Below are 26,070 nucleotides of genomic sequence, written 5' to 3'. Positions count from 1 at the left end.
ACACTTGATTGTAAGTGCTGCATTGATTATCTGCAATCATGAAAACCAAAACAAACCAAACTGTAATTCGCGTTTATTAGGAATCACGCCGAGTCCGCACCCAGCCACGTACGGTAACGGTTTTGCCCACGCTGCCTGCCTGTCGGGCAGCCGAAACGCTGATCACTTCCATATTTTCACCTCTTCCCACTATGTTATGGTGGGACAGAACGGTTGGAATAGTTCAGGCGGTAATGCTGGTGTCGTTTACTGGATCGAGAAAAGCGTTCTATCCAAAGTTGGAAAATTACCTGCGAAGTTGACAGAAGAATGCGGCATCAGAATTTTGCTTAGAAATCAAGTTTATTGACCTGCTGGAAAATAGGTGCGACTGACCCATAAGAGAAGAACCAGCAGCACCAGACCAAGTGCAAGGCTGCCACCAATCAGCCATTTTTCAACGGGTAACAATGGTTCCGACTGCTGATTCGCCAGTTCACGTGCAGTGTCCGAATCGGAAGGCGGGGTTGGCATGGTCATCTTAATTACTCCCTGCTGGAACGCCGTGGAAGAACAGCCACGAAATCGCCAAACCAATCCAGATCACAAATCCAAAAAGGCTCACGATATAGACGAGTGCCAACCGCCCAAGCCCCTCTGCCCAAAGCCTTCGGACATTTGTTGCCAGCCCGATACTGAAAAAGGTCAGCACGAAAAACAACCGTCGGAAGACATCTGCCTGACTGGTTCCCCGCTTCAAGTCCGGTATTACTTCAGGTGAAGAAAGCCCCACCAGAAAGAAAATACCGAAGGTCAGTGCGTAACCAAATACGAATTTGGGAAACCTTTCCCATATTTCACGTAGCGGTAGCCGCGAGCTACCTTCTTTCTTTTCAATTTTCCAGGACCAGATCACCGAAAGCACCACTGCCCATACACCAATAAACACATCAATAAACACCTTTACGGTGGTGGTTGTCAGTGCCATCCACTTCCGTGCAGGATCTTCGGGATCTGGGTAGTAAAGTCCTGCGGTAACTTCGCCACTGGAAAACGCTGCCCCATCGGTCTTTACGGCAAGGCCCATCCACCCTGCTGCAACCATCGGCTCGTTTGGCATGATATAGTGGGCCAGCGGTGGCAGGATTAACATTTCAAGCACTGCAAAAATAACAACCAGCGAGGAAACCATCACTGGTACCACTGGTCGGGCGCGAATGGCAGCACCTGTTGTGATTGCCGCGGTGACGCCACAGATAGAAATACCAGACGCCAGTGGTGCAGCCCACTCTCGGCTGAAGCCGAACACTTTTCTGGCAAGCAGATACACCAAAGCCCAGTAAATCAAATAGGCTTCAATAATTGCAGCAAGTCCACGGAAGAGGATTGCCGTAGCACGTCCGGATTCTTCTGCAGCTTTTGCCCCCAGAACCGCACCGTAAATCACAATGCCCGTTTTAATGAACAATTCCGGCCGAGCGGCCTGTTTGAACCAGTTCGCGATGCGTGGGAGCAAATTGCCGATCAGCAAGCCACCAACAAGTGCCAGCAGGTAGCCTGCTTCCCCCGTGAGACCGAGCGACCATCCCACCCCGGGTGGGCGTTTATTTGGCGTGGCAGCGATATACGAATTGTGGCCCGCGACCCAACAGCCAAAAGCGAGTAAAAAAAGTACACCAAAGCGAACGGCAAATGGCCCCGGTCGATATTGTAAAAACGCTGCGCCACCAGTAAGTACCGCCAGCAGAAAAACAAAGGTGATTGCCAATGCGCCGTAGCCAGTGAGGCCAGCAAAGGATTTTGAAGAGGGCACCATCGCTTTTGCAGGATCTGCCCATTCTTTCACTGCCACTGACCATCCCAGCAGATTTGCATCCGCGAGTGCAGCCAGGCTGAGACCGATAATCAGCGTGCCAAGTAAGACCGCCAGCACATCTTCCGTGCGGAACCAGGATTTCATGAGAAAAGTGCTTCTCCTCGGCAGGTGTAACCACGCTATGTTACTTGATGGGATGTTAATTGGCTACGGTCATGCGATTAATATCGAATATGAAACCAATACACGTAGTAGCTAATCTTCTGGAGTACACCGAAAGGTTTATCGAAGAAATCGAAGGTCCCCAAAGATTTGAACCAGTTGAGGGAATCAAATCGGTATTCTCGATAAGAGTTTTATGTCAGCTTCAACGAGCATCAGGGGTAATGCTATGCAATAATGGCTTTCGCCACACTGCCGTGGACATCGGTCAGACGCATCGCCCGGCCCGCGTGTCGAAAGACCAGTTTCTCATGATTCAAGCCCAGCAGATGTAAAATAGTCGCATGCCAGTCGTGGATGTGCATTTTTCCGCTAACAGCTTCGTAACCATAATCGTCGGTGGCACCGTAGGAAAATCCTGCTTTTACCCCACCTCCGGCCATCCACATTGTGTAACCTTTGTGGTTGTGGTCTCGCCCATCACCATTATTGGAATGTGGCGTACGGCCAAATTCGCCACCCCAGATCACCAGGGTATCCTGCAGCATGCCTCGCCGTTCCAGATCGGTCAATAAACCCGCAATCGGACGATCGGTATTCAACGCATTCTTTTCTAACCCTGTGCGTAAATTGTTGTGCTGATCCCAGGAGCCGTGACCAAGTTCGATAAACCGCACACCTGCTTCCGCAAAGCGGCGAGCCAGCAGACACTGCCTGCCAAATCCATCTGTTTCAGCGGTACCAATACCGTAGAGAGACAGAGTTTCCTTGGTTTCTTTTGCAAGATCCATCACTTCCGGCACAGCATCCTGCATTCGAAAAGCAAGTTCGAAACTTTCGATCGCACCGTCAATCAACTGGGATGGGCCATCTCGGTAGATTTTCTCGTTGTTGAGTTGTTGAATCAGATCCAGTTGTGTGCGTTGTAAATTCATTTTCAATTTTTCATTGGTCAGGTGATTGATACCCAGTGGGTTAGCCGCACCACGGCGGGCAATATCAATCGGTCGACTGCGTTGGCTGCTGTCTGCAATGTTGAACTTTGTTCCCTGGAAGGCAGCAGGTAAAAAGGCGCTGCCATAATTTTGCGCCCCACCGACACTGGTGGGGGGGTTGATAGAAATGAACCCAGGCAGATTGCTGGAAACCGTGCCCAGGCCATAGAGAGTCCACGCACCTAACGAAGGCCTCACAAACTGAAAATTGCCTGTGTGCATCTGAACAAATGCCTGGGAGTGGTTGGGTTGATCGCAATTCATCCCTCGTAGCAGGGTTAGTTTGTCGGCAACTTTTGCCAGTTCCGGATAAAGATCAGAAATCCACAAGCCAGACTTACCACGCTGCTTGAAGGCCCAGGGGGAAGTCATTAATTTTTCCCCATATTTGGAAGCCTTGCCACTATCTTTTACTAATGCCGGTTTGTAATCAAACGTATCCAGGTGGGAAGGGCCCCCACGCATGCACAGAAAGATCACCCGCTTTGCCTTCGCAGGGAAGTGGGGCTCTTTCACGGTGAGAACAGAGGTTTTCTCTGCGGCTTCCAGAGTAGATAAGCCAGAGAACGCCATAAAGCCAAACCCAGCTGATGTTGCTTTCAGCATATCCCGACGGGACAGATCATTCGTTGCTTGAAACATATATTTTCTCCTAAGTGATTCGTTAATCAAGAATCCGAAATTCTGCCGAGCAAATCAGTGCGTGGCAGTAAGTTTGCACCACAATCTTTTCGATCTCGTAACTTTTCGCCTGGGTGGGAGCCAGTTGCTTTTTTATCTGATCAAAAAACTGATTCGCAATATCTCGCTGCTTGTCTGTGGGTGGAATGCCATACACATGTAAATGGATTGCCTTCACCAGGTCAGTATCAGCCGTAGATTTTTTGAGAATCCTAGCAGCAGTTGCTTCCACCTGCCGCGATACGAAAGGACTGTTCATCAGATAAAGCCCTTGTAACGGGCTGGTTGTAGTATCTCGCACACCAGCTACCAGACTGGCATCCGGGGCATCGAATAATTCCAGCATCTCCGGCAGTACGTTACGTACACGTGGTAAATAAACCGAACGATAATCCGGATCAATCTTGCGTATCTCCGGTTCCATGACTGATCGACCAATCGTACCTTCCCCAACACCGGAAAGGAAATTGCCAAGTGGGCGTTCCCGCTTCAGGTTCCCGGATACCACCAGCATTGCATCACGAATCGATTCTGCAGTCAGCCGTTTGCGGCTCATCCGACAGTAGTACTGATTGTCTGGGTCAATCGCTGAATTTTCTTTGAGATCAGAAGCAGCAAGCTGCCAGGTGTGGGATAGAACCATCTCCCGAATCATCGCTTTCACAGACCATTTATTTTCAATGAAGCGTAGTGCCAGGTAATCCAGCAACTCTGGATGCGTGGGCGGCAAGCCAGACACGCCAAAGTCGTCGGTGCTGCGAACAAGGCCATGTCCAAACACGTGGTGCCAGATACGATTGACCATCACCCGGGCAGTGATCGGATTATTGGGGCTGGCAATCCATTTCGCCAGTTCCAACCGCCCACTGGAATTGGTGCTGGGTAAATAATGGGCACCTGATTTCGCAAGCACCTGCACCACGCCACGACGGACTTTCGCCCCACGCTGATCCACCTCCCCACGTGGATTAATCCAGGTATCAACAGGCAATTCCTGATCCTGGATGCCCATCACTAATACTTTGGGGTTGCCTTTACTGTCATAAGCCTGATAAGCAAAGTCGGTGCGATCTCGATTCGTTCGGGAACGCAACCAGACGCTTTGGTTAATTTGTTCTCCAGCCCGGCGTCTACGATAAATATCATCTACCAATGTCGCAGCATCATCGCGGGCTTTTTTCAATTTCTGCAATTCGTCCTGGGAAATCGTTTTTCCAAGCACAGGTAATCCCATACCACTTAAATCAATCAGCGGCGTTGTTTGGCGTGCCTGGGAATGCAGCAGTCCAAAGTGTGTGGTGGTGCTGCGAAAGATGCCAGCCAGGGCGTAATAATCTGCTTGCGGAATGGGATCCAGTTTATGATCGTGACATCGGGCGCAGGCGACTGTCGTTGCCAGAAATACTTTGGTTGTCACATCGATCTGCTCATCTACCATATCAGCAAAAAACTTTCTGCCTTCTTCCTCTCCCACCAGTTTCACACCAATCGCCAGAAAACCAGTAGCAATCACATTCCTGGCAAACTCCGCTTTGTCAGCTGCGGGTAACAGATCACCCGCAAGTTGTTCCACAATAAATCGATCGTAAGGTGTATCTGCATTGAATGCATCGATCACATAGTCGCGGTACCGCCAGGCGTGGGGGTGAACGTTGTTATCGTCGCCACCCGTGGAATCACCGTAGCGTGCCACATCCAGCCAATGCCTGCCCCAATGTTCTCCGTAGTGAGGTAATGCCAGCAAAGAATCAACTAGTTCTCCCAGCACTTTCTGCTTTGCAGGCAAGCTGGCAGTGGAATCCAGTTTGCTTACCCACGTGGCAAGATCTTCCTGCAATGGTGGCAACCCAATGATGGTGAAGTAAAGTCTTCTCACCAGAGTTACATTGGCTGCATCACCCACCGGTTTCAGGTGATTCTCTTCCATTTTGGCCAGTGTGAAATAATCAATGTCCGTTCGTGGCCATGCTCCATTGTTCACCTTTGGCAATGTCTGCTTCATGGGTGGTTGATAAGCCCAGTACTGCCTGCCTTTTACAAGATCGATGCTCTTCTGGATCGGAATAGTTCCTGTTCTGCCTCTGGGGTCTGGTGCACCCATTTCAATCCACTTGCGAACATCAGCAATCACCATATCGCTCAGCTTCCCATCGGGTGGCATCTGCATCTCTTTGTTGTGGTAAGTAATCGCCTGAAACAACAGACTTTTCTCAGCCGACTTCGGGACAATTGCCGGGCCAGATTCCCCACCTTTCAGCAGTGCAGCCTGAGTGTCTACTGCCAGACCACCTTTCTTTTTGTTGGCAGTTTCGGAATGGCAACTGTAACAATACTTTGCCAGCATCGGGCGAATTTTTGCTTCAAAAAAAGCAATATTGTTCGACTGGGCATGGCTGGTAGTGTTTGCACTCGACCAAACGATTGCCGTTAACCAGAGCATTCGAAGTTTCATGGTTCTGTTCCTGCTTGAGTTATTTCTTGGGCACTTGACGTGGTGGAATTGCGATTACGGTGACATCCTCCTGATCTGCAAAAGCGATATTCAGTTCAATCACTTTGCCCCCATGAATGACTATTCTGGCAGATGCACCTGGGGATAGTTTTTTCATGGCACTGTTTCGAAGTCCTCCGCCAAGCGGTGTACCCACGTGAAAGTCACCCGTGCGGCGTTCCACATGGGCAGTGGTAATCAGAATGTCGGTAGCCACTGGCAACGTTTCTGCACCAGATCGACTGAAACCACCTTTCTTTTTTCCTTTTCCTTTCGCCATCCCACCTTCTTCTGAAGTGGCACTCCGGGTGAACGAAACTTTACCGCTTTCAATTTTCTGAATCCTGCCATAGAACACCGTCGGCGTGATTTCATTTACTGGCAACAGTGCATGCAGCCCCACCAGGGCACTGTAGAAAATCATTTTTGTTACTCCTGCTTATTCAGCGAACTTGCAATGGAATTGCATTTACGGGTTATTGCCAGGCAGCAGCCAACGATGGTTTCCACCACCCAGGCGGTTACCAATGATCATGCGTCGTCTGCCAGTTTTTGCTTTGCCATCCAGAATCTCAAATGGCCTCACCAGATTTCCTTCCAGGTGGTAGCGATCTTCCTGAATTGGTCTCTCTTCAACCAGAGTAAAAACACTGGTTTCCTGTTGCTGGTCAGGTCTTGTGCGAACCATCGTTGCTTTCCGAATTGCTTTTGAGCTGGGATCCAGTTCCAGATCAACAGACACAAGTAACGAACGGTGGTACCCACTGCGAAACTGTCCATGCAAACGAATCGATTTCTGCTGAGCAGTGCCGGAAGAAACTTTCAGATCAGCACCCTGCTTTAAATCTGAAATAAGAGAAGTCCAATCCAAAGCAAAACGATCAGAATACCTCTTCAATGCGGGACCAATTTCATCCGGGTTTATCTTCAGACCTCGATTCGGGTTTGCCACAATCCAGATTGAACCATCTTCCTCACGACCCCAGGCCCACTTCTCTGTGGGATTCGCTACCTCTACCCGAAAGCGGTTGCCGTGGGTCCAGACAATCATCTGCTCTGGCTGTGGGGGATCTTCCTGATATGCGACAGTTCCCGTGACCTCCACACGATAACCACGTTCCAGTGGCAATGTTAACGCATGCTGTGCTTCAGCAAGCAGTTGTTCCGCTTTTATTTCTTTCGTGGGATTACTCAGCATCCCTACCAGCACTACGCCCACGGTTATCAGCAGGATCGCAGCGACAGATAACCACTTCCGTAATGGAACAGTGCTGTCCGTGCCACGTTTATCCGCGCGTCCGGCAGTGGTAAAAGGCACCACATCAGCTGGTACGGTACCTGGTAACTGCTCGGGTGATTCAATTGCTGCCTGGCTGGCAATCCCCGCATCCAGATTGAGGTAACAGACAAAAAACTTTCTGAATGCAGGATTCTGCTGCAGGTTTGTTTCCAGCAACTGAATATCTTCTGTTGAATGAATGCCTTCCACGTATCTCGAAAGTGCCTCAAGCAATTCTCGGGGAAATGCTTCTTTCATTTGGCTTCACTCCATTCAACACGCTGCTGGATGCACGCCAGCAATTTCATGCGGGTGCGGTGCAGCCATTTATAAAACGCTCCCACCGTGCGGTTGCTTTGCTGTGCCACAATATTAATTTTTGCTTGTGGCTGGTAAGCAGCTAGCAATAACAGTTTTTCCTCTGCAGGTAACTTTTCAAGACAATGTTCCAACTCTTCCTGGTGCTGTTCCAGGAGTGGCTGTACTGGGGTTGATTCATCAGCCAGAAGCAGCAAGGTTTCTTCGGATAGTTTTAACCGATCGCGTGCTTTGTCCCGTAGCCAGGCGAGGGTTTGAAGTTTCGCAACACCGAATGCCCATGGGCGGAAATCAGACTCATTGGGCAATTCTTCAAATTTCTTCCAAAGTACTAATGCAACATCCTGCATCACATCGTGTACATCTTCCCGATTCGGAAGTAAGCGCCGGACATAACCACGGATTGCGGGTTCGTTGCTAGCATAATGTCGCAGAAAACGCTCATGTGCGTCCATTGTTACCCCATCGTCACACTCGCCACCAATCACATACCATGTGTGGGGGAATTTGGACAGAAAAGTCGCAGTTTTTCAGAAAACCACTCGCGCTGCAAAAATGAGAGAAATTTCCTTTTTGATGTTGAATTACCTACAGGTGCATCGGTGCATCAAGTTCTTCATTAACAAGCAGGATTTCAATTGGTATGGTACATTTTCAGCAGATTATGGGCGAAAATGTACTTAAGAGGATCAGGCAGATCAGGCAACATTGATTTTGAAAGTAGCAAATTCACAGGCAGAGCGGGACTGGGGTATATGAAAAACGCACAGCAACGAACTTGCCAACGTGCTGTTCTACCTGGAAGATGCCTGATTTCAGAAGTGGGTTAGTCCTTGTCTTTCGCACCACCCCACGTGGGCTTGGGAAAGTCTTTCTTCCAGGTGCGGTATTTTTCCTGTAGCGACTTCGCAATTTCCGGGTTCATTTTTGTTACATCTGTTTTTTCTTCAGGATCCTCTTTCAGATCAAACAACTCGGGCTGGGTGGCTTGTTTATTCCCCAATACTAGTTTCCAGTTCCCATCCCGTACGGCGTAGGCAGTGCCATTTTTCCAGAAAAGAGTCTGGTGGGGCTCGCCCGATTGCTTTTTGGTCAGATAAGGCAACAGGTTCACACCATCCAGCGGCTTTCCGGTCGATTTTTGTATGCCCGCAGCACCCATTACTGTGGGGAATAAATCCAAAGAAATGACAGGTTTCTCATATCTCACGCCAGCTGGTAATTGAGCTGGCCACTGCAACAGAAAAGGAACTCGAATCCCTCCTTCCCACGTGGAGCCTTTCTGGCCCCGCAATGGTGCATTGTCGTGTCCTGCTGCACCTCCATTATCATTCAAAAATATAACAAGAGTGTTATCAGTTAATTTCAGTTCCTGCAAGCGATCCAGCACCACTCCCACGGCACGGTCCAGTGCTGCCGTCATCGCACGTAACTTTATTTTGCCGTTTCCATCGTCAAATAACTTTTCGTCTGCGGGCAGGGTATGGTTCGGACTATGGGTGGCATTAAACGCCAGGTACATGAAAAATGGCTGACTTTTATGCTTGGTGATGTAGTTCGCAGCCTGTTTGGCTAGCTCATCCGTCATGTACTCAAATTTTTCCGGAATCGGCTCTCGATCACGCAGCAGGCGGTTCAACACCGATGATTTTTGCTGTGGGAAATAACTGCGCGCACCTTGTAAAAAGCCAAAATAATCGGTGAAGCCCCTCTCCATCGGATGGAATTTCGGTGCATACCCCAGGTGCCATTTCCCAAGTGCAATGGTGCGATACTCTGCTTGTTTGAGCACATCCGCAATGGTGGTTTCCTCTAACGAAAGTCCGTTCGTTTCACTGTATACAGGTGGGATGTTAAATTCATGCCCAAAGCGGTTTTGGTAACGGCCAGTAAGTAATCCCGCACGCGTGGGGCTGCAAACTGTTCCCGAAACATAACCCTGGGTGCACATCACGCCATTTTTCGCGATTGAATCAATCCGTGGCGTCGGAAACAGTTTCGATCCATGCGCAGAAAACTCGTTGTACCCAGCATCATCAGAAAGAATGATGATAATATTCGGACGGGTAAGTTCTTTTCCCACTACGTTCTTCGAAAAACAAAGGCAAAGAAAAATGCCTATCCATATGAAGTTGCTTAGGTACGATTTCATCTTCCATCTCACATTAGTTTCAAAAAGCTCGAGTACTTTCAGGAAACTGATTCCGTGAAGTATTTTAAGGGTTTCCCATCGCATATTGCCGATCTGCGGGCGAAAGTGGCCAGCATTTCCACATTAGACTTTCAATCTTTTTTGTTTTCACCTTCTCAGCTAGTTATTGGTTTACAACTACTTGTGGCGATGGTAGGATGTGGGAGTATTTTCTCAACCAGAAAGTGACATGCTACATCCTCAGTTCACGAGACGTCAAAGTATCCAGGCCGGTGCTGTGGGGTTGCTGGGCCTGTCTCTGGAACATTTGTTGGCACTTCGCAGCGAAGCAGCAGCCAAACGGGAAAAATCGGTCATATTTGTCTTCCTTTCCGGTGGACTGGCTCAGCATGATAGCTTCGACATGAAACCAGATGCCCCCGATACAATCCGTGGGGAGTTTCGCCCGATTGCCACCGCCACACCGGGCACTCAAATCTGTGAACATTTGCCGAAATTGGCCTCACTCAGCAATCACTGGTCGTTGGTGCGTTCGCTGACACATTCGAGCAATGAGCATTCCGCCGGACACCACATCGTTCTTACCGGACGCAGTAAATTACCCCCGGGTTTTAATCCCAACAAGCCACTCGAAAGCGATTGGCCATCGATGGCATCGATCATCACGGGAATCTGCAAGCCCAAAAACAACCTCCCACCTGCCGTGGTGCTGCCAGAACGTCTGATCCACCGCACCGGGCGGGTGATTCCTGGCCAGACTGCGGGGATTATGGGAAAGCAGCACGATCCGTGGTTTCTGAATGCATCAGCGTTCGATTCTGCAGCGTATGGTGCATTTCCCACCTATGAGTTCAGCCACCAGGATAAAAAATATGCAGCGAAACGCCAACAATTCGAATTGCCAAACCTGTCGCTGCCTGAACAGGTGCCCGGGGCTCGATTTCAGGATCGATTAAGCCTGTTGAAAGGACTCGATGCACAGCGGGCTTCATTGGATTCCGAAGCCAGCGGGGGCAGGCTCGATCCCCACCGCGACCGTGCGTTAAGCATGATTCTGGATCCTGATGTGCGGCGGGCGTTTGATATCACCCTGCAGCCACAGGCGGTGCGAGAAAAATATGGCGATCATTCCTTTGGCTGGTCGTTATTGATGGCGGCACGGCTTGTCGAAGCGGGGGTGCGTCTGGTGCAGGTGAACCTGGGCAATAATGAAACCTGGGACACCCACGGTAATGCGTTCCCGCATTTGAAGGACAAATTATTCCCACCCACGGATCAGGCACTTGCCGCACTGCTGACTGATTTACAGGAGCGTGGACTATTGCAGGACACATTGGTGGTGGTTGCAGGGGAATTTGGCCGCACACCGAAAGTGTTTGGCCTGCCACAACATTATAAATTGCCCGGCCGCGACCACTGGGGTGCGGCACAGTCAATCCTGCTGGCAGGTGGGGGCATTCATGCAGGTCGTGTGGTGGGTTCCACCGATAAATCGGGTGCCTATCCTAAGACCAGCCCACAAACTCCGGAAAATCTGGCGGCAACTATATACCATGTGTTGGGTATTCCCAGCACGGATATGTGGCTGGATCCGTTGGATCGCCCGCACCACATTTATCATGGCGAACCCATTCAGGAATTATTGTCGTAAAATCCTAAGTAACTTTGAAATAAGTAGTTCGGAAAACAAATGCCTGTAGCGACAACGGATTTCGACCAGAATTTGCCTTTAGAGCGTGCGTCTGCACTGCCCGCACCGTGGTATACGTCGCCAGAAATCTATCAGCAGGAAATTTCACGAATTTTTCATGATTCCTGGCTGATGGTGGGCACACAGCACCAATTCGCAAATGTGGGCAGTTACCAAAGCCTGGAAATTGCTGGGGAACCGATTGCACTGATTCAGCAGGATACAGGCGAGATTACCGCACAGAGTAATGTTTGTCGCCACCGCGCTGCCGTGCTGCTTCCCAGTTCGCATGGAGAATGCAGTCGTATCCGATGTCCTTATCACGGCTGGACTTACGACTTACAAGGCAATCTCCGTGGCACGCCGGAATTCGAAGGAGTGCAGGATTTTTCCAAAGAAAGCTGTCGCCTGCCACAATTTCAGTTAACAACCACCCCGCCTTGGTTGTGGCTGCACCTGGGAACACCGCAAGTATCTGCAGACGAAGTACTTGCGCCGTTTTTGCAGTGGTGGAATGAACTACCGATCCAGCATCTTCAACACCACCGCCAGGTGGAGTATATCATTGAGTGTAACTGGAAGATTTTCATCGATAATTACCTGGATGGTGGCTACCACGTCCATGCGGTGCACCCCGCACTTGCCGATGTGCTGGATTACAGCCAGTATCGCACCGATCTCCATCCATGGTGCAACGTGCAGTCCAGCCCACTGAAACCTGGCGATGCGGCAAACCCTGCCAGCACCACACGTGCAGGTGGAACGGCCTATTACTGGTGGCTGTGGCCCAACGTAATGGTGAATTATTACCCAGGGATACTCGATACCAATACCGTTTACCCACTGGGGGTGGATCGCTGTCGGGTGGTGTTCGATTATTATTTTTCGCCAGAACATTCTGACGATTTTCGGGAACAAAGTATCGGGGTTGCGCACCAAATACAGTTAGAAGACCTGGAAATCTGCGAATCGGTGCAGCGTGGCCTGCAAAGCAGGCACTACCACGCGGGGCGATACTCGGCAAAACGGGAAGCAGGTGCCCACCACTTCCACAGATTGATGGCACAGGCCTTACAATAATATAGCAATATCACAATATTGCATCATGGAAACTATTCGCCTAACTTCTTACGGAGCAGGAACATGTGGCAAAAACTTTCTCTCTTCGCAGTGCTGTGCAGCACCATCCTGGTTGTGGGTGCAACCCGCGAAGAGGATGCGAAGAAATTTGCAGGTCAGTTGAAGCATAAAGATGCCAAAATGCGATTGGGTGCGTTGGATGAACTGAAAAAACTGGGTGCCGCACAGCGTCGATTGACGGAACCATACACCAGTGACATCGCCAATTGCCTGAAGGACAGCGATGCCCGCGTGCGGGGTGCTGCCGCAGAGACCCTGTCCCACATTGATCCGAAAGATCAAAAAGAGGCAATGACCCAACTGGTAACCGCACTGAAAGCAGAAAAAGAAGAAGCCGCCCGCATTGGCATGGTCAACGCCATTGGCGAACTGGGTGCGTTAACTTCAGATGCCGATTTGAAGAAAACCGCCCGCACCACATTGATGGAACTGCGGCAGAAATCGGAAAGCAAGCGGGAACAACGCGCCATCCAAACCGCGATGCAGATGATCATGCCCAAAAAGAAGAAAAATTAAGAGACACTCATTAGTTTGTGCTAGATGTTGTTGGCCCGTTTCAAGTTTCAACCCAGGTCTGAGAAGCACGAAGGCGAATTCCTGAATAAATTGTTGGCCAATGGTCAAATTCATATTCATTTTCCTGCACAACACCAATTCATTGCTGCTATGATGTGCACAATACAAAAATATCACAAAATTGCCTGAGATGAAGAAAATCTATCGTTACAAATGGCGGATACTGGGAATTCTGGTGATCGGTTTCCTGGTATGGATGTTCTGGCCAGCACAATTCACCCGCACTATCAGCTATGAGACCACCCGCATCACCACGCCGGTTGATGACCAGGGATTTCTGGACTACGAAACACCATTGAATGAAATGGTGAAGGGCGATATCAAACCAGAAGAAAATGCGATGGTGTTGCTGGTGCAGGCGATTGGACCAAAGCCAGAAGGCACGAAGATGCCACCAGAATACTATTCATGGCTGGAAATTGAAGAGCCAAAAGAGAATGGTAACATTCTGGCACAATTCAGTATGCCCAATCTGGAAAATCCAAATCAAAATCTGAACAGTTTGCCCGACGAATGTGGGCAACCGTGGGCTGCAGAAGTTTATCCCGAAGTTGCAGAGTATCTGAAAGCAAATCAGGCACCACTTCGAATTGTCGAAGAAGGGATCCGTCGCCCGCGATACTTTGGTCCTTTGGTGGCCAGGAAAGTACCTGGAAAGCGATCATTGCTGTTTAGCACTTTACTGCCATTCACACAGCGATTACGTAGTGTTGCATTTATATTGAAAGTTCGAGCAATGAATGCAATCTTTGAATCGCGATTTGAAGATGCCTGGAAAGATATATATTCTATTCATCGGCTTGGCAGGTTGCTTCAAAGCAATCCCAGTTGTCTTATCGAACAATTAGTGGGCATCGCTATTGAACACATTGCATTTGAAAGTTATCAAATCCTCTTGACATACACAACCTGGAATAGTGATGAAATCCGCGCGAAACTGCAACTGTTCAAACAACTACCCGTTGCAGTTTCACTAGCTGTGCCTGTAGATCGCTTTGAGAGAATGGCCGCACTCGATTCAGTGCAGGATTTCTATCTGACTGGTGAATTTAATAGTGCAATGTGGCGATCTCATGTTCTCACAATGTTTCACCGTATACTTAGTCGATCTATTGATTTTGATGTAATGCTTCGCCGAATCAATACAACGTATGACAGAATCATTGATGCAATGCAGATAACCAACTACGCATCTCGACAGAAGATACTTGCTGACATCAGTCTTGAGTTGACTTTCAGACAATATGATTCAGTTGAGTCATTCTTTTTTGGAAAAAAGAAACGAGCTGAAATCATTTCTGATATTTTACTCAATTTAATGTTGCCTGCTTGTGAAAAAGTTGATAACGCATGTCATCGCTGTAGGATGCAGTCAGGCAATATTGAAATCGCTTTTTCACTGGCTGAATATCGTGCACGAGCAGGGAATTACCCCGACAAACTAGAAGCATTGAAATTGCCTGCAGCGATGCTTGTAGATGGATATAATGGCAAGCAACTCCATTACGAACGGTGGCGAGAAGGCTACATTCTTTGTTCCCTGGGTGTCAATGAAGAGTTTCGGCGGATGCTGGAACTGGAATTAGAGGAGCCGAATCAGAATGTGCTCAATACCGAAATGAAGACTTTTCGTTCGACCTTGATCAGGCTTCCATGGCAGGCACCACGCTTTGAATAAGTGTACATCCTATCGATTCGTTTCATCAAATATCAGTTCTTGAAAGTATGTCCCACAATTTCAGGTGGATGGGGCCTAAGTTACCCCCATAATTTCCGGCGGAGATTTGCACAATACCTGGTTGACAGGCGGCATGAATCCCCGCTTGCATTGCCTGTTCCATACATTGCTGATCGATGGCATCCAACACAATTTCATACACCGCATGCACATTCGGTGGGAGAGCAGTTTTTCCGGGCGTCCTTAATATCGGGCAATATTCTTCGTTCACACTTGCCTTGAGACGGGGATATTTGCTGCCCACTTTACTGCCACTGCGAACGATGCCTCCTGGGAATGGCGTGATGACACCCTCGATCTGCTGGATCGCTGTCACGGCAGACTGGGCGGCTGAGAGGGCAGCCGACTGAGATTCACCAAGAATCAGAAAATTGCCACCTGCCACGCCACGTTGGGTGGTGAAGAAGTCTTCCACTACAAATTCCCCATCCATCGTGGGGATTCGCCAGTACCGCCGATCATCAAAAAACTTACTCTGCTGAAAACCATCACCAAAATACCGCAGGTTACCACCGACACGTATCTGCTTTTCGCCTTTGGGCAGGCCATCATAACAGGCAGTGGTGGGGCAGGTGAGAATACACTGTCCCACCCGATTAACAACTGCCTGTTCCAGTTTTTCCCTGCTGAAGGCAAAGAATAATAGTGCCACCCCCGGTCGGCCATCGGGGGTCTCGGTGGCGGGCAACAGGGATTCGATCCCAGCTTCACTGTCGCACCCGATGACACTGGTTGCATAGCCCGTGACCACCTGGGCAGCGACATTCACCCAATGAGTATCCACTGCTGTTACAATCAGCCGACACCCCACCATGGGGAACGCTTCGGCAAAAGTATCCACAATCTCTACGTGATTGATTTTCATCGGCTTCCGGTATTCTCATGTACCAGTATTGAAACTATTTCTTTTTGGGACTGAACTTGAAGATATCTACTGGCACAGTGTTTGTTGTGGGTTTCCCTGGTGTTGATCGTCCTTTGATGACTTGCATTTCCAACAGTGCAGCCATTTCAGCGACACGTTCCGTATGCTCTTCGACCAGGTTTGTACGTTCTGCCAGATCTCGGGAGAGATCGAAAAGCTGCATATCTGGCAGAATGGTCGCTTTTTTCCCAGGCCGTGGAGCACTCCAACCACCTGAATCGGGGCATAATGCCAACTTCCACTTGCCATCTCGGATCGCAAATGAACCATTGATGCTGTGCACAATCGTGGTGGTGCGTGGTTTGCCATCGGAAGTTATTCCCAATGCTGGTAGCAGTGAGACACTATCCACTGCGGCCGTTGCTGGGAGTGGTTGATCGATTATTTCTGCGCATGTGGCAAAGAGGTCAACCAGATTGACCAGTTCACTTGAAGTGGTGCCAGCCTTCAACTTCTCCGGCCACCGAACCAGAAACGGGACACGGTGCCCACCTTCGAAAATATCTGCTTTGTGCCCACGCAGTGGCCCGCTGGGGTGGTGACCTTTCGCCTCCAGTGCTGCAAAATCTGCCTGTGGGGAGCAGCCATTGTCGCTGGTGCAGATCACCAGTGTGTTCTTCGCAATTCCCGATTCATCCAGTTGCTTCAGAAGCTGGCCAATACAATCATCGGTCTGCATTACAAAGTCGGCATAGGGGTTTAATTTGCTTTTCCCCTGCCACTCTTTTGTGGGGGCAATCGGTGTGTGCGGAGATGCATAAGGCAGATAGAGAAAGAAGGGCTTTTTCTCTTTCGCGCGATCCTGTACATAAGTGATTGCCTTGGAAGTCAACGTTGGAAGTACATCTTCTACCTCAAAGCCAGGTGCAGTGGGGCCTTTGCGGCACCTTCCCTGTGCTTTGCCGAACATCATCGCGAAATCTCGATCTTCCGTGGGTGATTTGACCACCTTGTTATTTTCGATGAATGTGTATGGCACCATATCCAGCGAAGCGGAAATCCCAAAATAATAGTCGAATCCGACAGCATTCGGTCCATTGCTGATTGGCTGATCGTAATCGACGTTAAAAACTTGCTCGCGGCTTTCAATTGATAGTGGATTGACACTTTTTCCAGGTTTGACAACCCAATCCATGCCCAGGTGCCACTTACCGATACAGGCGGTGTGATACCCATGGTTCTTTAAGAAACCGGCAACTGTCTGGCGATCTTTTTCTATTAGGCGTGGGCTCAATCCGCCCAGCACCCCACGCTGCAATTTACTGCGCCAGGCATATCGGCCAGTCATGATGCCATATCGCGTAGGGGAACAGACCGCACTGGGGGAGTGGGCATCGGTAAACCGCATCCCTTCTTTTGCCAAACGGTCCATATTTGGTGTGGGTATCTTTCCTTCCGGGTTGTAGCATTTGACATCGCCATAGCCAAGATCATCGCACAGGATGAAAATAATGTTTGGCTTGTCTGCCGCACGCAGGGCTGTTGATCCAAGAATCAGGACGATCGAGGAGAGGAGTATTTTCATGGTTTCATCCAAATAATATTGGTGATTTCTTCTGCTTACGTTATGGAATCGGAATGGCATCAATTGCCTGAGAAACAGTTTTTCTCAGATTCAATGTGTCTTTTTCGATGTTGGAATTCCGGCGACCATTCAACAGCACTGCAACATTCCAGCCATCGGTGCGTTGCAACACCATCGCTGTGGTTCCCGGCAGACTACCGAAAAAGGTATAGCCTGCTTTCTGCCCAGGCTTGCGAATATCGCCACTGATCCAGTATTTGTCCAGAAACTGGCATAATGCTGGGGCAGATGCAATCAGCCCACCGTGGGCATCCATCACATCCAGTGAAAACAGCGTATCTGATACGGGGTACCACACTTCTTTGGGATCTCGTTTGGAACTGCTTCCCTGGCCCAGGCGAATGCCATCTATTTTGTGCGGCTTCAGAACCAATTCCTGCACACATGCGATATAGGGTTTCTTGAACTGTTGTTCCAGCACACGCCCCAGCACACAGTACCCAAAATTGGAATAGGCAGTCTTTTCACCAGGCGCAAACTGCAGCTTTTGGGTTAACATGTATTCGACCACATTGCGTGGGGTAACCGCACCACTTAACATAAGTTCTTTCTGAATTGTCGGCATGCGAAACATGGGATCGAACGCTGTCGAACGATCCCAACCACCTTTGTGGGTCAGTAAGTGCTCTATTGTGATATCATGAATCCGTTCATCAGTAATTTTGCCCCCAGGCGGGGTAATATCCAGCAACGAAAACGCTTTATCAGACAATTGAAATTTCTTCTGTTCAATCGCATGCTTCACAGTAGCAGCGGTAATTGGCTTGCTGACACTGGCGATTCGCATGAACGTGTCAGGCTGGGTGGGAATTTTCTTGTCGGCATCGCTCCAGCCATACCCACGCGAAAAATAAAGTTTCCCTTCACGTGAAAGTGCCACAGTGGCTGCGCTGGCGTTCAACAATTTCATATTGTTCAGAATTTCTTCATTAACTTTTTCGTAGCCAGCAACCTTGGGTCCTGTTTGTGGCACTTCCTGCCCGCAAATCACCTCGGGAAGGTTAAAGTACAGCGAAAGCATCACGAGAAAATAAGGTTTCATTGATTACTCCTTTTTGAATGCGAGAAGATTGCCCAATTGTTCATGGTCTATTCTTTGAATTTCCGCATAATCGCACGAAGCAACAGGGCGGATGAGTGCAATTTGTAAAATGGTGTTTATGGCTATTCGCTTAGTATAATCCCGTGCAATCTAAGAAAAGCATGCACCTCTTTGGAATCTATGAACCAATGGACAGAGCTCGTTCCGACTTTACTTGACTTTCCTTGAGTAACACCAACAAGAACACCTTTAGAATCAATCAGAGGGCCCCCAGAATCACCTTGATTGATGGGATTTGTCGCAGTGATAATGCTACAGCTGACAACTTGGTCGCCGAAGTCATGTTCTTCATCGCCAACTGATCGAATGATGCCTTGACTGATGTTAAACATTTGCCCAACTGCATCGCCATTGCCTAATGTGTAGACAGTTTTTCCTTGTTGCACAGGCTTGTCAAATGGATGGAGACGCAGTGCACCCGCGTTTTCAGGAACTCTCTCAAGTTCGATCAGTGCCAGATCTCTTCTCTTGTCTCTGTGTAAAACATGTGCTTTAATGCCCTGCTGATACATAAATTTACTGTCGTATTGCATTTTGTCAGTAATGATTTTGTTGTCGCTGGTATACTTGGGAAAACTGACAAAAACATGTGAATTTTCTTGTACAACATGATAATTTGTTATTACTAACTTCTTCTTATAATCAATTAGAGAACCACTACCAATAAACCATGTGTTGTATTGCTTGCCATTTTCGACCTTTGTTTTCGATGGGGTCTGAATAAACACACAAGATTTGACGGCATTCTCATAGACAGTTTCAGAGTTAATATCGTTAGGAGAGTTGGTGTCAGCATTCTTACGATCGGCAACTTTATCATCCTTGTTGCGAGCAATCAGAATCACAGCCGTTGTGGCACCAGCCAGAATCAACGTCAGCACCGATCCTACAAGGATGCGGAAGCCCAGCTTACTGCTGCCTTTCTTTGGTTTCGCACTTCCACGTGGGGCGGGAGAGCTTTCATAATTATCGTCATTTCGCAGCAACTTTCTCCGTCGAACGGGTGCCGCTTCTTCTTCAACAAACTCATCAACAAATTCAATCGATTGCCACGATACTTTATCTTCAGAAATTTCGTGGTACTTCTGCACCTGGCCAGTTGCCAGCATCTGCTGCACTTCTGCCGTGGGAAATGGGCCCATTGTTTTGCCACGGATGCGGATATACCAGTTCGACATAGGAATCTCTCGTAACGCTTTCTCACAGAACTGTATTACAACACCACAAAATACACAATTGCCCCAGCGATGGCTGCAACGCCCAGGCCAATACTGCCCAAAAGCACCAACTTACGACGTTTTGCCCGGCGCTGAATACTGTAAAGCAGTTTCTTGGGCAAATCCCAGCCAAACTGGATTACCACACGGTAAAGCTCCTGCACGTAATACCATTCCATGCCGCCATCCATGGCTTCCTGCAACTGCTCTACCTGGCGGTCAAACTCTTTCCAGTGTTTCAGTACTTTCTTGGCACGCACAATCCAGTCGCTGGCATTTTCAAAATTCCGCAGCAATTCATCGCCTTCCTTCAATTCATATTTCTTGGCGATGGGAGCCGATTTAGCAATTAGCTGTGCAATCAGTGGCATCGGTTCCGGGATTAACGCAGCAATCTCAGCCGCCTCTTCGTATACTTTTACTCGCTCCAGATCTTCCACATCTGCAATAAAGTTACTCATCACATCCAGTAACTTATTGTCGTACGGTTGCAGTTCCTGTTCTGCATCGCGGTGCTGCATCCTTTTCCGGGCTGATTTAATCTGCTCTGATATTTCCAGTGGGAATGGTTCTTCCCACTTCGTTGCAGTAATTTCACGAAACAACCGATTGATGGTATCCCAGTCGTTCAAGACCCCAGGCTTATTCAATAACTGCTGCAGTTCGTTGCAGTATTGCTTTTCATAACTGATCACATCATCCTGCCAGAACCATTCGCGTGCTTCTGTTTTGCGAATCATCCGCAGCACTTCCAAACGACGTGCCAGCGGGGCTCGCTCTAAAGCCAACATGCGGTGTTGTTCCAGAAGGTCCTTATTGTCCAACTCTGTATTGAACGCTTTCTCTAATATCTTAGCAGATTCCATGTCCAGCTTTGGTGGCACTTTCAAGCGTTCTTCTTCACAGATTTCCTGCAGCCATTCTGATTTGCGGAAACGCAGATCGTTGAACATCTTTAGCGCATCTGGCTCCATTGCCACTTGCCGCAATGCTTCAGATCGCTGACCAATTTTGATCAGTCGGCAGCATTCCCGCAGCCGATCATTCACCTGGTGGGCTGCACTGGCATAAATTGCGAGTGCATTTACGATTGATTTATCCACGCGAGCTCGATCGTTGGCCACAAAGTCCGCCAGGGTATGGATGGCCTGTCGCAAGTCCTGGTGATCGAAAAGTACAAACTCATTCATCTTCAATACCACTGTTGGGTGAGCGTTTAGAACTTACTGCACGACAAACACTGCAGGCGGGTGGGATAATTCCGTGGGCCGTTTGCTACCCACGACTTCTGCCCAGGCGATACGCATTTTAGAAATCTTCTTCGATTTATCTTTCAAAGTAACAAGGATATTCTGGCCAACAATTGTCATTTCAATTTCATTCCCACCTTCGGCTGCCAGAATCAAACTACCTGCAGCGGGCTGATCTTTGTCTGGTTTCAGAATAAATGTTTGATCATCAATAATGAGGACACCTTGTCCTGCGAAGGCAAGTTGTTTTGGAAAATTATCCTTGGGATTCAGTTTTAAAGCGGAACCAATTTTACAAATATAAGCACCTGGCTCATTAGCTTTCAAACAAGTACCATCGATATACGCAGGAGATGCCAACTGAAAATACGATTTTCGTTTCTTACCTGATTGCTCATACTCCAGGGTGGCAACCATTTCGCCCAGCAATAAAAGTTGTGGTTGTTTCCATTCATTGTCAAATAAGATGCTGCCAGTTTCTGCTTCATAACGCAATTTTGCTGCTGCGATTTCGCTTTCATTAATGCTGATTGAGAACTCGTTTTCATTTTTCGTGACAGTCACCCCAGGTGGGTGGGTCAGTGTCAGCGTTGCTTTGGTGCCTGCTGGCAGCACTGGTGCCTGGCTCTTTCCTGCACGTGCCAGTGAAATTGTGCGTGCAATCAGTACTGGAGGAGGACTGCTGGATTTATCAGTTACTTGTTTCTGCAGTACTTCAATCTGTCCCTGGGCATTTTCCAGCATCGTTTGCTTATCCTTGATGTCACCTTGCAATTTCTTCCGATCTTTTTCCCACTGTTCTTTTTCTTTCTGATGGTCGCCTTTCAACGTGGCAATTGCACTTTCAATGGTGCTGAGATTTCTATTTTCTGATTTCAATTGATCGCGTAATACTTTTTCATCCTGCAACCAGGCTGCTTGCTTCTCTTCCAACTCTTTTTCCAGATCTGCTTTCGCTGTCTGAAGTTGTTTTTCATCTTTACCAACAACGCCCATCATGCGCAGCATCGATTTCCCAGCAGCCACTTCAATCAGCACGAAGACAACGGCAGTCAACAGTACTCCCAGTATCATTCCAATCAATAGCTGCTTCATTGAAATTCCTCCACTGGTGCCGGTTTCCACTTGCCTGGTCAATTCATCGACAGAATCTTCACCAGCATCCGAATCAACCTGTACACTGCGACGTGGGGTGCGTTCTGGTCGACTACGCCCAGAATCGCGTTCTTCCCGTTCTCGCAATTGTCGACGGACGCTGCCACCTGTTTTGGGCTCGTCGTCCTCTACAGCACTGCGACGTCGACGTGGGGTAATTTCCTCATCTGGTGCCACAATGTCATCTTCAACCACCACCACTTCCCGAGCAACATCTCCTGTTCGTGCTGCCTGGACCATGCTGCCACCTGGTTCCTGACGCATCGGCTGATCCAGGCGAACCACCGTGCTGCGTTTCGCAGAAAGTGCCGCAGTGGCTTCGATGGAATCGGACGTGACGCACCGAACGGTGCACTGCTCATTCCACGATTCAGTGAAGTACGTGTTGAAGGTGGCTTTCCAGCGTTGCGATGCTGGCATCAAAGCGATTGCTTCTGCCAGTAATTCCAGCACAGGCTGGCCTGGCTCGTACACCACATAGATAGGTTGCTGGCTGGCAAATGCTTCCGCAACGACACCACCCCAGCCTGCATCGCCCGTTACTTTTTCCCACAGTTTGCATCGTTTCGCTTCTGCACTGCCATCGGGAATATCTCGGTGGGTAGAAAGCCGTTTTGGTGCATCATCATAATCCCAACTGGAAGTAAAAAATCGTCGCTGAAGGCAGAGCCAGGCGGGGCCTGCTTCAGGAAGTTCGTTTGCCTGTAATGCCACATGGTGGGCGAGATAGTTCGTTCGATTTGAACGATCAAACCCATGGTCGGCGACGCGGGACACCACATGAAAACGAGAGCCACCTGCACTGAGAATGGTATGGGAGAATGCAATCGGGTTTTCATCGTGGTTGGGCACCTTCGATTTCACTCGATGACGATAGCCACACATCATTTCCAGTTTTGTGACCAGCGATTTGGGAATGCCCTGGGATTCTGCGACTGTGGTGTATCCTCCACCATCGTTGTGGAGCCCCTGGCCTGCCGAAGTATTGATGAGTTCGTGCGACATGACATCCTCTTCACATGGGAGTGGTTTTCAATCTGCCAGATGGAAACAGCCCACGCATATGCTGGTTCAAACCATACAGCAGTGGTGCTTCCAAACCTGTAGGCTTAATATCGTTGGGTCGAATGGCCCATTGACCGTCTTCATTGGTTTCGGGTTTGCTGCCAAGGGCACTGGCACCGACGTAAATGACGGTGCTGGAAAATGCCTCTGCAGCGTTCACCACTGCGGGGCATAAATCCTTCAACATGCTTTTAATTAAGTCCGATGTCTGGGAGATATAATCCAGATTGACACACGCAATTCCTGTGGGGCCGTTGAGCAGCAACTGTTGCGATTGCAGTTTGCCAAGCACCAGATGCCCCCACACATCCTGCTTAGTGACCACCACAAACAGTGGCTGATCGTGCTTCTGATCCGATGGAATGTTGTTGAACTGCCGTACGCGGTTGGCAGCTTCCGTCAGAATTGTTTGCTGTGGACGCACCTCAATGCGGGAATCAAATGGCAGTTTTCCGTGGCGTTCCACGTAATTCACACGAAAATCGTGATCCTGCGTGGGATCAAACAGAAACAGCAGCAGGCTGGCTTTTGCCAGGTGGCGTGTCACTGGTCGGACAAAGGTGTCTTTTGCTGGGAGGTAAGATTCACCCGCGTTATCGTACAGGCATAGCAGCCGTGCGGAAGACCCCACATCAGTAACGTGGGGGTGGGAAGGTTCCGGCCGCATGATAAAGGTAAACGGCTTGGGAAAAATTACTGAATCATTCCCACTGTAAACTGTGTTGTAAAGATCGCCCTGTTCCTGGGTTTTGGGGATCAGTTCCCCTAATGGAATCAGTTGATCGAACCGTTTGTTGGCAAACATTGCCTGTTCGTAAGAATTCACCAGGCGATTCAGGCTGGTATCACCATCGGTAAACGACACCTGAAAGCGGTTGGGCAGTACACGTCGCATCATGTGAATCAGCCCACCCAGGAAGAATGACTTTCCGGCTGCGGGGGCACCAATAATGGAAACGATCCACGATTCCAGTTCGGTCGCCGCACGTGGCAGTTCCAGGTGGCACGCCGGGCAGGCAATACGGTGGCATGGCTGGTCTTTTTCGTCCAGCGCCAGGGCATCGTGGCGGAAACGCGTGGGGATAAAGCGTTTTTCCACATCCGGCCCCAGCTTGGGATCGCCCACCAACGTGGGATGCTCTGCAATCCACAGTGTCTTGTGCGTTTCGAATACCGCCCAGCAGTGGGGGCATGTAACTCTTGGCAAAAGTGCCATACAGCGAGACCTCAGGAATGTGTTACAGTCAGGTTACTTGTAATCCTTGTGATGTTCAACACACAAATAAAATGAGGACACATCGCAATTAGGACACCTTTTATCTGTTGGTGCGTCGATTGTACCAAAATACTGCTTTCGGTCAGGATTTTCTGGAGATATCATCTGCTGTTCTCTCAATAACGTGTTCACGTTCATTTAGCATAAATGCTCGGATGAACACTATTAATATATCCATGTGCACTTGAATTAATACCAATTGAATAGCAGTTTGTTGGCAAAACATGCACAAATTGCCGCCGTATCTTCTTTTGAAACAAGGAGTTAAGAAATTTCTCAAAACTGACTGAAAATGGGAAAATAACGATCAAGCGATTGTCTAATTGTATTTTTTATGGCCTGAATGAAGAAATTTTCACGATTCAATATTTCTGAAGTGCAATATTGTAATGTTGCATAATTTTTATTGAGTTCTTTCCAGCTTTGCTACTCATTAACAATTCCTGTGATTTGTACGAGGATCGTTGAGTGACTGTTACTTGACTTTGATTTTGCCGTATTCTTCTGCGAGCAATTTGGCAGAGAACTTGCCATTTAAAGTCACAGTTTTGTCCTTGCGTGCAACGGTTAATTTTGCTGCGGCCCAAAGGCGAGCGCTTCGGGACGTACCGACCGTCAAGGATTCGACTTGCTCTAGGAAACCTTGTTCGATCGTCTCTGCGAGATCGCCTTCGTACTTCCCACTCAATTCGGCATCTCCTTTGAAAGAGAGCGTGACTTGAGCGGTGTCAATAATATTGCCGGCGACGACCAGATAAACTGATGTTTCGTCCGGCTTCACGCTCGCGACCGCTGTGATCAGTTTCTTGTTCATGGCTGGCATCGTTTTGCCGGAAATTATCTCAAGGATATTCTCCGCGTCTACACGTTGGAAGATCAGGAACAACCCTTTCTTAGCCAACACACCCATCAGCCCATCCACTCTTGTAATTGCAGACAGATCGAACCACTTTCGGCCGATACGATTCTCAGAATCAAGTTTCACGTTAGATTCATTTGCGAGAACTTCAAAGGCGTTGGCATATTCGTTTTCAGTAACGGACCCTTCGACGAACGTGACGATGCGGAAATCGAACAACTTTTCTTTCGGCTCCACATGCGACACAACAGTTGTCACTCGTTCGAGTTTGTTCACCACTGTTCCAACCACTTTCTTCATTTTTGCGGAAAGCATAGGCTGTTCAAGGTCGTTGGATGGCTGATACAGGGTTATGAGTTTTACCGCCGAAGTGAACTTGTCGTCCGTACCGAACACTTTTTTACCGAAGGGCGACATGACCATTTTGTTTAAATCGACACTCAACATCGCAAATGAATCTTTGGGATAGTAGGGCCCCAAATCCTGTTCGGCGGCACGAGCTGAGTCCAAAGAAACAGCGATAATCAATGCAATGATGTACCGCATAGAATCCTAAAAGTAGTAGTTAGTATTAGAACAGCATCATAACTGAACATTTTTCAATCAATTGTATCCAGGC

The 26,070-nt window shown here is 48.7% G+C and carries 20 protein-coding genes; 4 read left to right on the top strand and 16 right to left on the bottom strand.

All coding sequences use genetic code 11. The features are described from left to right. Positions 1–342 precede the first annotated feature (342 nt). The 8 genes from R3B84_21450 to R3B84_21415 all read right to left on the bottom strand — a co-directional run bounded on the left by R3B84_21450 (position 343) and on the right by R3B84_21415 (position 9,804). Positions 343–519: a hypothetical protein gene (locus R3B84_21450; protein ID MEZ6143138.1), complete on the bottom strand. Its 177-nt coding sequence runs from the start codon at positions 517–519 to the stop codon at positions 343–345. A 1-nt stretch (position 520) separates the two neighbouring features. Beyond that, positions 521–1,939 carry a putative sulfate exporter family transporter gene (locus R3B84_21445; GenBank protein ID MEZ6143137.1) on the bottom strand — a complete coding sequence of 473 codons (1,419 nt, stop codon included), beginning with the start codon at positions 1,937–1,939 and terminating at the stop codon, positions 521–523. Positions 1,940–2,184: 245 nt separating this feature from the next. Next, positions 2,185–3,594 (bottom strand): DUF1501 domain-containing protein, encoded by a 1,410-nt coding sequence (locus tag R3B84_21440; protein ID MEZ6143136.1) that lies wholly within the window; start codon positions 3,592–3,594, stop codon positions 2,185–2,187. A gap of 22 nt (positions 3,595–3,616) precedes the next feature. Next, positions 3,617–6,085 carry a PSD1 and planctomycete cytochrome C domain-containing protein gene (locus R3B84_21435; GenBank protein MEZ6143135.1) on the bottom strand — a complete coding sequence of 823 codons (2,469 nt, stop codon included), beginning with the start codon at positions 6,083–6,085 and terminating at the stop codon, positions 3,617–3,619. 19 nt (positions 6,086–6,104) lie between these two features. Continuing rightward, complete coding sequence (locus R3B84_21430) at positions 6,105–6,548, bottom strand: hypothetical protein (GenBank protein MEZ6143134.1); 444 nt, start codon at positions 6,546–6,548, stop codon at positions 6,105–6,107. A 45-nt stretch (positions 6,549–6,593) separates the two neighbouring features. Then, the gene (locus R3B84_21425) at positions 6,594–7,661 is read right to left on the bottom strand and encodes a hypothetical protein (protein MEZ6143133.1); all 1,068 of its coding nucleotides are present in this window, start codon (positions 7,659–7,661) and stop codon (positions 6,594–6,596) included. Further along, a complete protein-coding gene (locus tag R3B84_21420; GenBank protein ID MEZ6143132.1) occupies positions 7,658–8,176 on the bottom strand; it encodes a sigma-70 family RNA polymerase sigma factor in 519 nt (172 codons plus the stop codon). The genes R3B84_21425 and R3B84_21420 overlap by 4 nt, the downstream gene beginning before the upstream one ends. A gap of 371 nt (positions 8,177–8,547) precedes the next feature. Then, positions 8,548–9,804 (bottom strand): sulfatase-like hydrolase/transferase, encoded by a 1,257-nt coding sequence (locus R3B84_21415; protein ID MEZ6143131.1) that lies wholly within the window; start codon positions 9,802–9,804, stop codon positions 8,548–8,550. Between the two features lie 298 nt (positions 9,805–10,102). On the opposite strand from R3B84_21415, the gene R3B84_21410 reads away from it, so the two are divergent. The 4 genes from R3B84_21410 to R3B84_21395 all read left to right on the top strand — a co-directional run bounded on the left by R3B84_21410 (position 10,103) and on the right by R3B84_21395 (position 14,957). Next, on the top strand, positions 10,103–11,524 hold the full coding sequence (locus R3B84_21410) for a DUF1501 domain-containing protein (GenBank protein ID MEZ6143130.1): 1,422 nt from the start codon (positions 10,103–10,105) through the stop codon (positions 11,522–11,524). Positions 11,525–11,563: 39 nt separating this feature from the next. After that, the gene (locus R3B84_21405) at positions 11,564–12,643 is read left to right on the top strand and encodes an aromatic ring-hydroxylating dioxygenase subunit alpha (GenBank protein ID MEZ6143129.1); all 1,080 of its coding nucleotides are present in this window, start codon (positions 11,564–11,566) and stop codon (positions 12,641–12,643) included. A 63-nt stretch (positions 12,644–12,706) separates the two neighbouring features. Beyond that, positions 12,707–13,219 (top strand): hypothetical protein, encoded by a 513-nt coding sequence (locus tag R3B84_21400; protein MEZ6143128.1) that lies wholly within the window; start codon positions 12,707–12,709, stop codon positions 13,217–13,219. Positions 13,220–13,409: 190 nt separating this feature from the next. Beyond that, positions 13,410–14,957, top strand: coding sequence for a hypothetical protein (locus tag R3B84_21395; GenBank protein ID MEZ6143127.1), 1,548 nt, complete (start codon positions 13,410–13,412; stop codon positions 14,955–14,957). A gap of 25 nt (positions 14,958–14,982) precedes the next feature. Here R3B84_21395 and fhcD read toward each other — a convergent pair whose 3' ends face one another. The 8 genes from fhcD to R3B84_21355 all read right to left on the bottom strand — a co-directional run bounded on the left by fhcD (position 14,983) and on the right by R3B84_21355 (position 25,997). Further along, entirely contained in the window at positions 14,983–15,882 is a 900-nt protein-coding gene (fhcD, locus tag R3B84_21390) for a formylmethanofuran--tetrahydromethanopterin N-formyltransferase (GenBank protein ID MEZ6143126.1), read from the bottom strand. Between the two features lie 34 nt (positions 15,883–15,916). Further along, complete coding sequence (locus R3B84_21385) at positions 15,917–17,467, bottom strand: arylsulfatase (protein MEZ6143125.1); 1,551 nt, start codon at positions 17,465–17,467, stop codon at positions 15,917–15,919. A gap of 40 nt (positions 17,468–17,507) precedes the next feature. Beyond that, positions 17,508–18,569, bottom strand: a complete 1,062-nt coding sequence (locus R3B84_21380) for a serine hydrolase domain-containing protein (GenBank protein MEZ6143124.1) — start codon at positions 18,567–18,569, stop codon at positions 17,508–17,510. A gap of 122 nt (positions 18,570–18,691) precedes the next feature. Further along, entirely contained in the window at positions 18,692–19,807 is a 1,116-nt protein-coding gene (locus R3B84_21375; GenBank protein ID MEZ6143123.1) for a trypsin-like peptidase domain-containing protein, read from the bottom strand. A 35-nt stretch (positions 19,808–19,842) separates the two neighbouring features. Continuing rightward, positions 19,843–21,036 (bottom strand): hypothetical protein, encoded by a 1,194-nt coding sequence (locus R3B84_21370; GenBank protein ID MEZ6143122.1) that lies wholly within the window; start codon positions 21,034–21,036, stop codon positions 19,843–19,845. Between the two features lie 33 nt (positions 21,037–21,069). After that, on the bottom strand, positions 21,070–23,256 hold the full coding sequence (locus R3B84_21365; GenBank protein ID MEZ6143121.1) for a hypothetical protein: 2,187 nt from the start codon (positions 23,254–23,256) through the stop codon (positions 21,070–21,072). 10 nt (positions 23,257–23,266) lie between these two features. After that, positions 23,267–24,532 carry a hypothetical protein gene (locus R3B84_21360; GenBank protein MEZ6143120.1) on the bottom strand — a complete coding sequence of 422 codons (1,266 nt, stop codon included), beginning with the start codon at positions 24,530–24,532 and terminating at the stop codon, positions 23,267–23,269. A gap of 535 nt (positions 24,533–25,067) precedes the next feature. Next, entirely contained in the window at positions 25,068–25,997 is a 930-nt protein-coding gene (locus tag R3B84_21355) for a hypothetical protein (GenBank protein ID MEZ6143119.1), read from the bottom strand. Positions 25,998–26,070 lie beyond the last annotated feature (73 nt).

It is taken from the genome of Zavarzinella sp., assembly GCA_041399155.1.
Lineage (GTDB): Bacteria > Planctomycetota > Planctomycetia > Gemmatales > Gemmataceae > JAWKTI01.
This window is presented reverse-complemented; position numbering and strand designations above follow the sequence as displayed.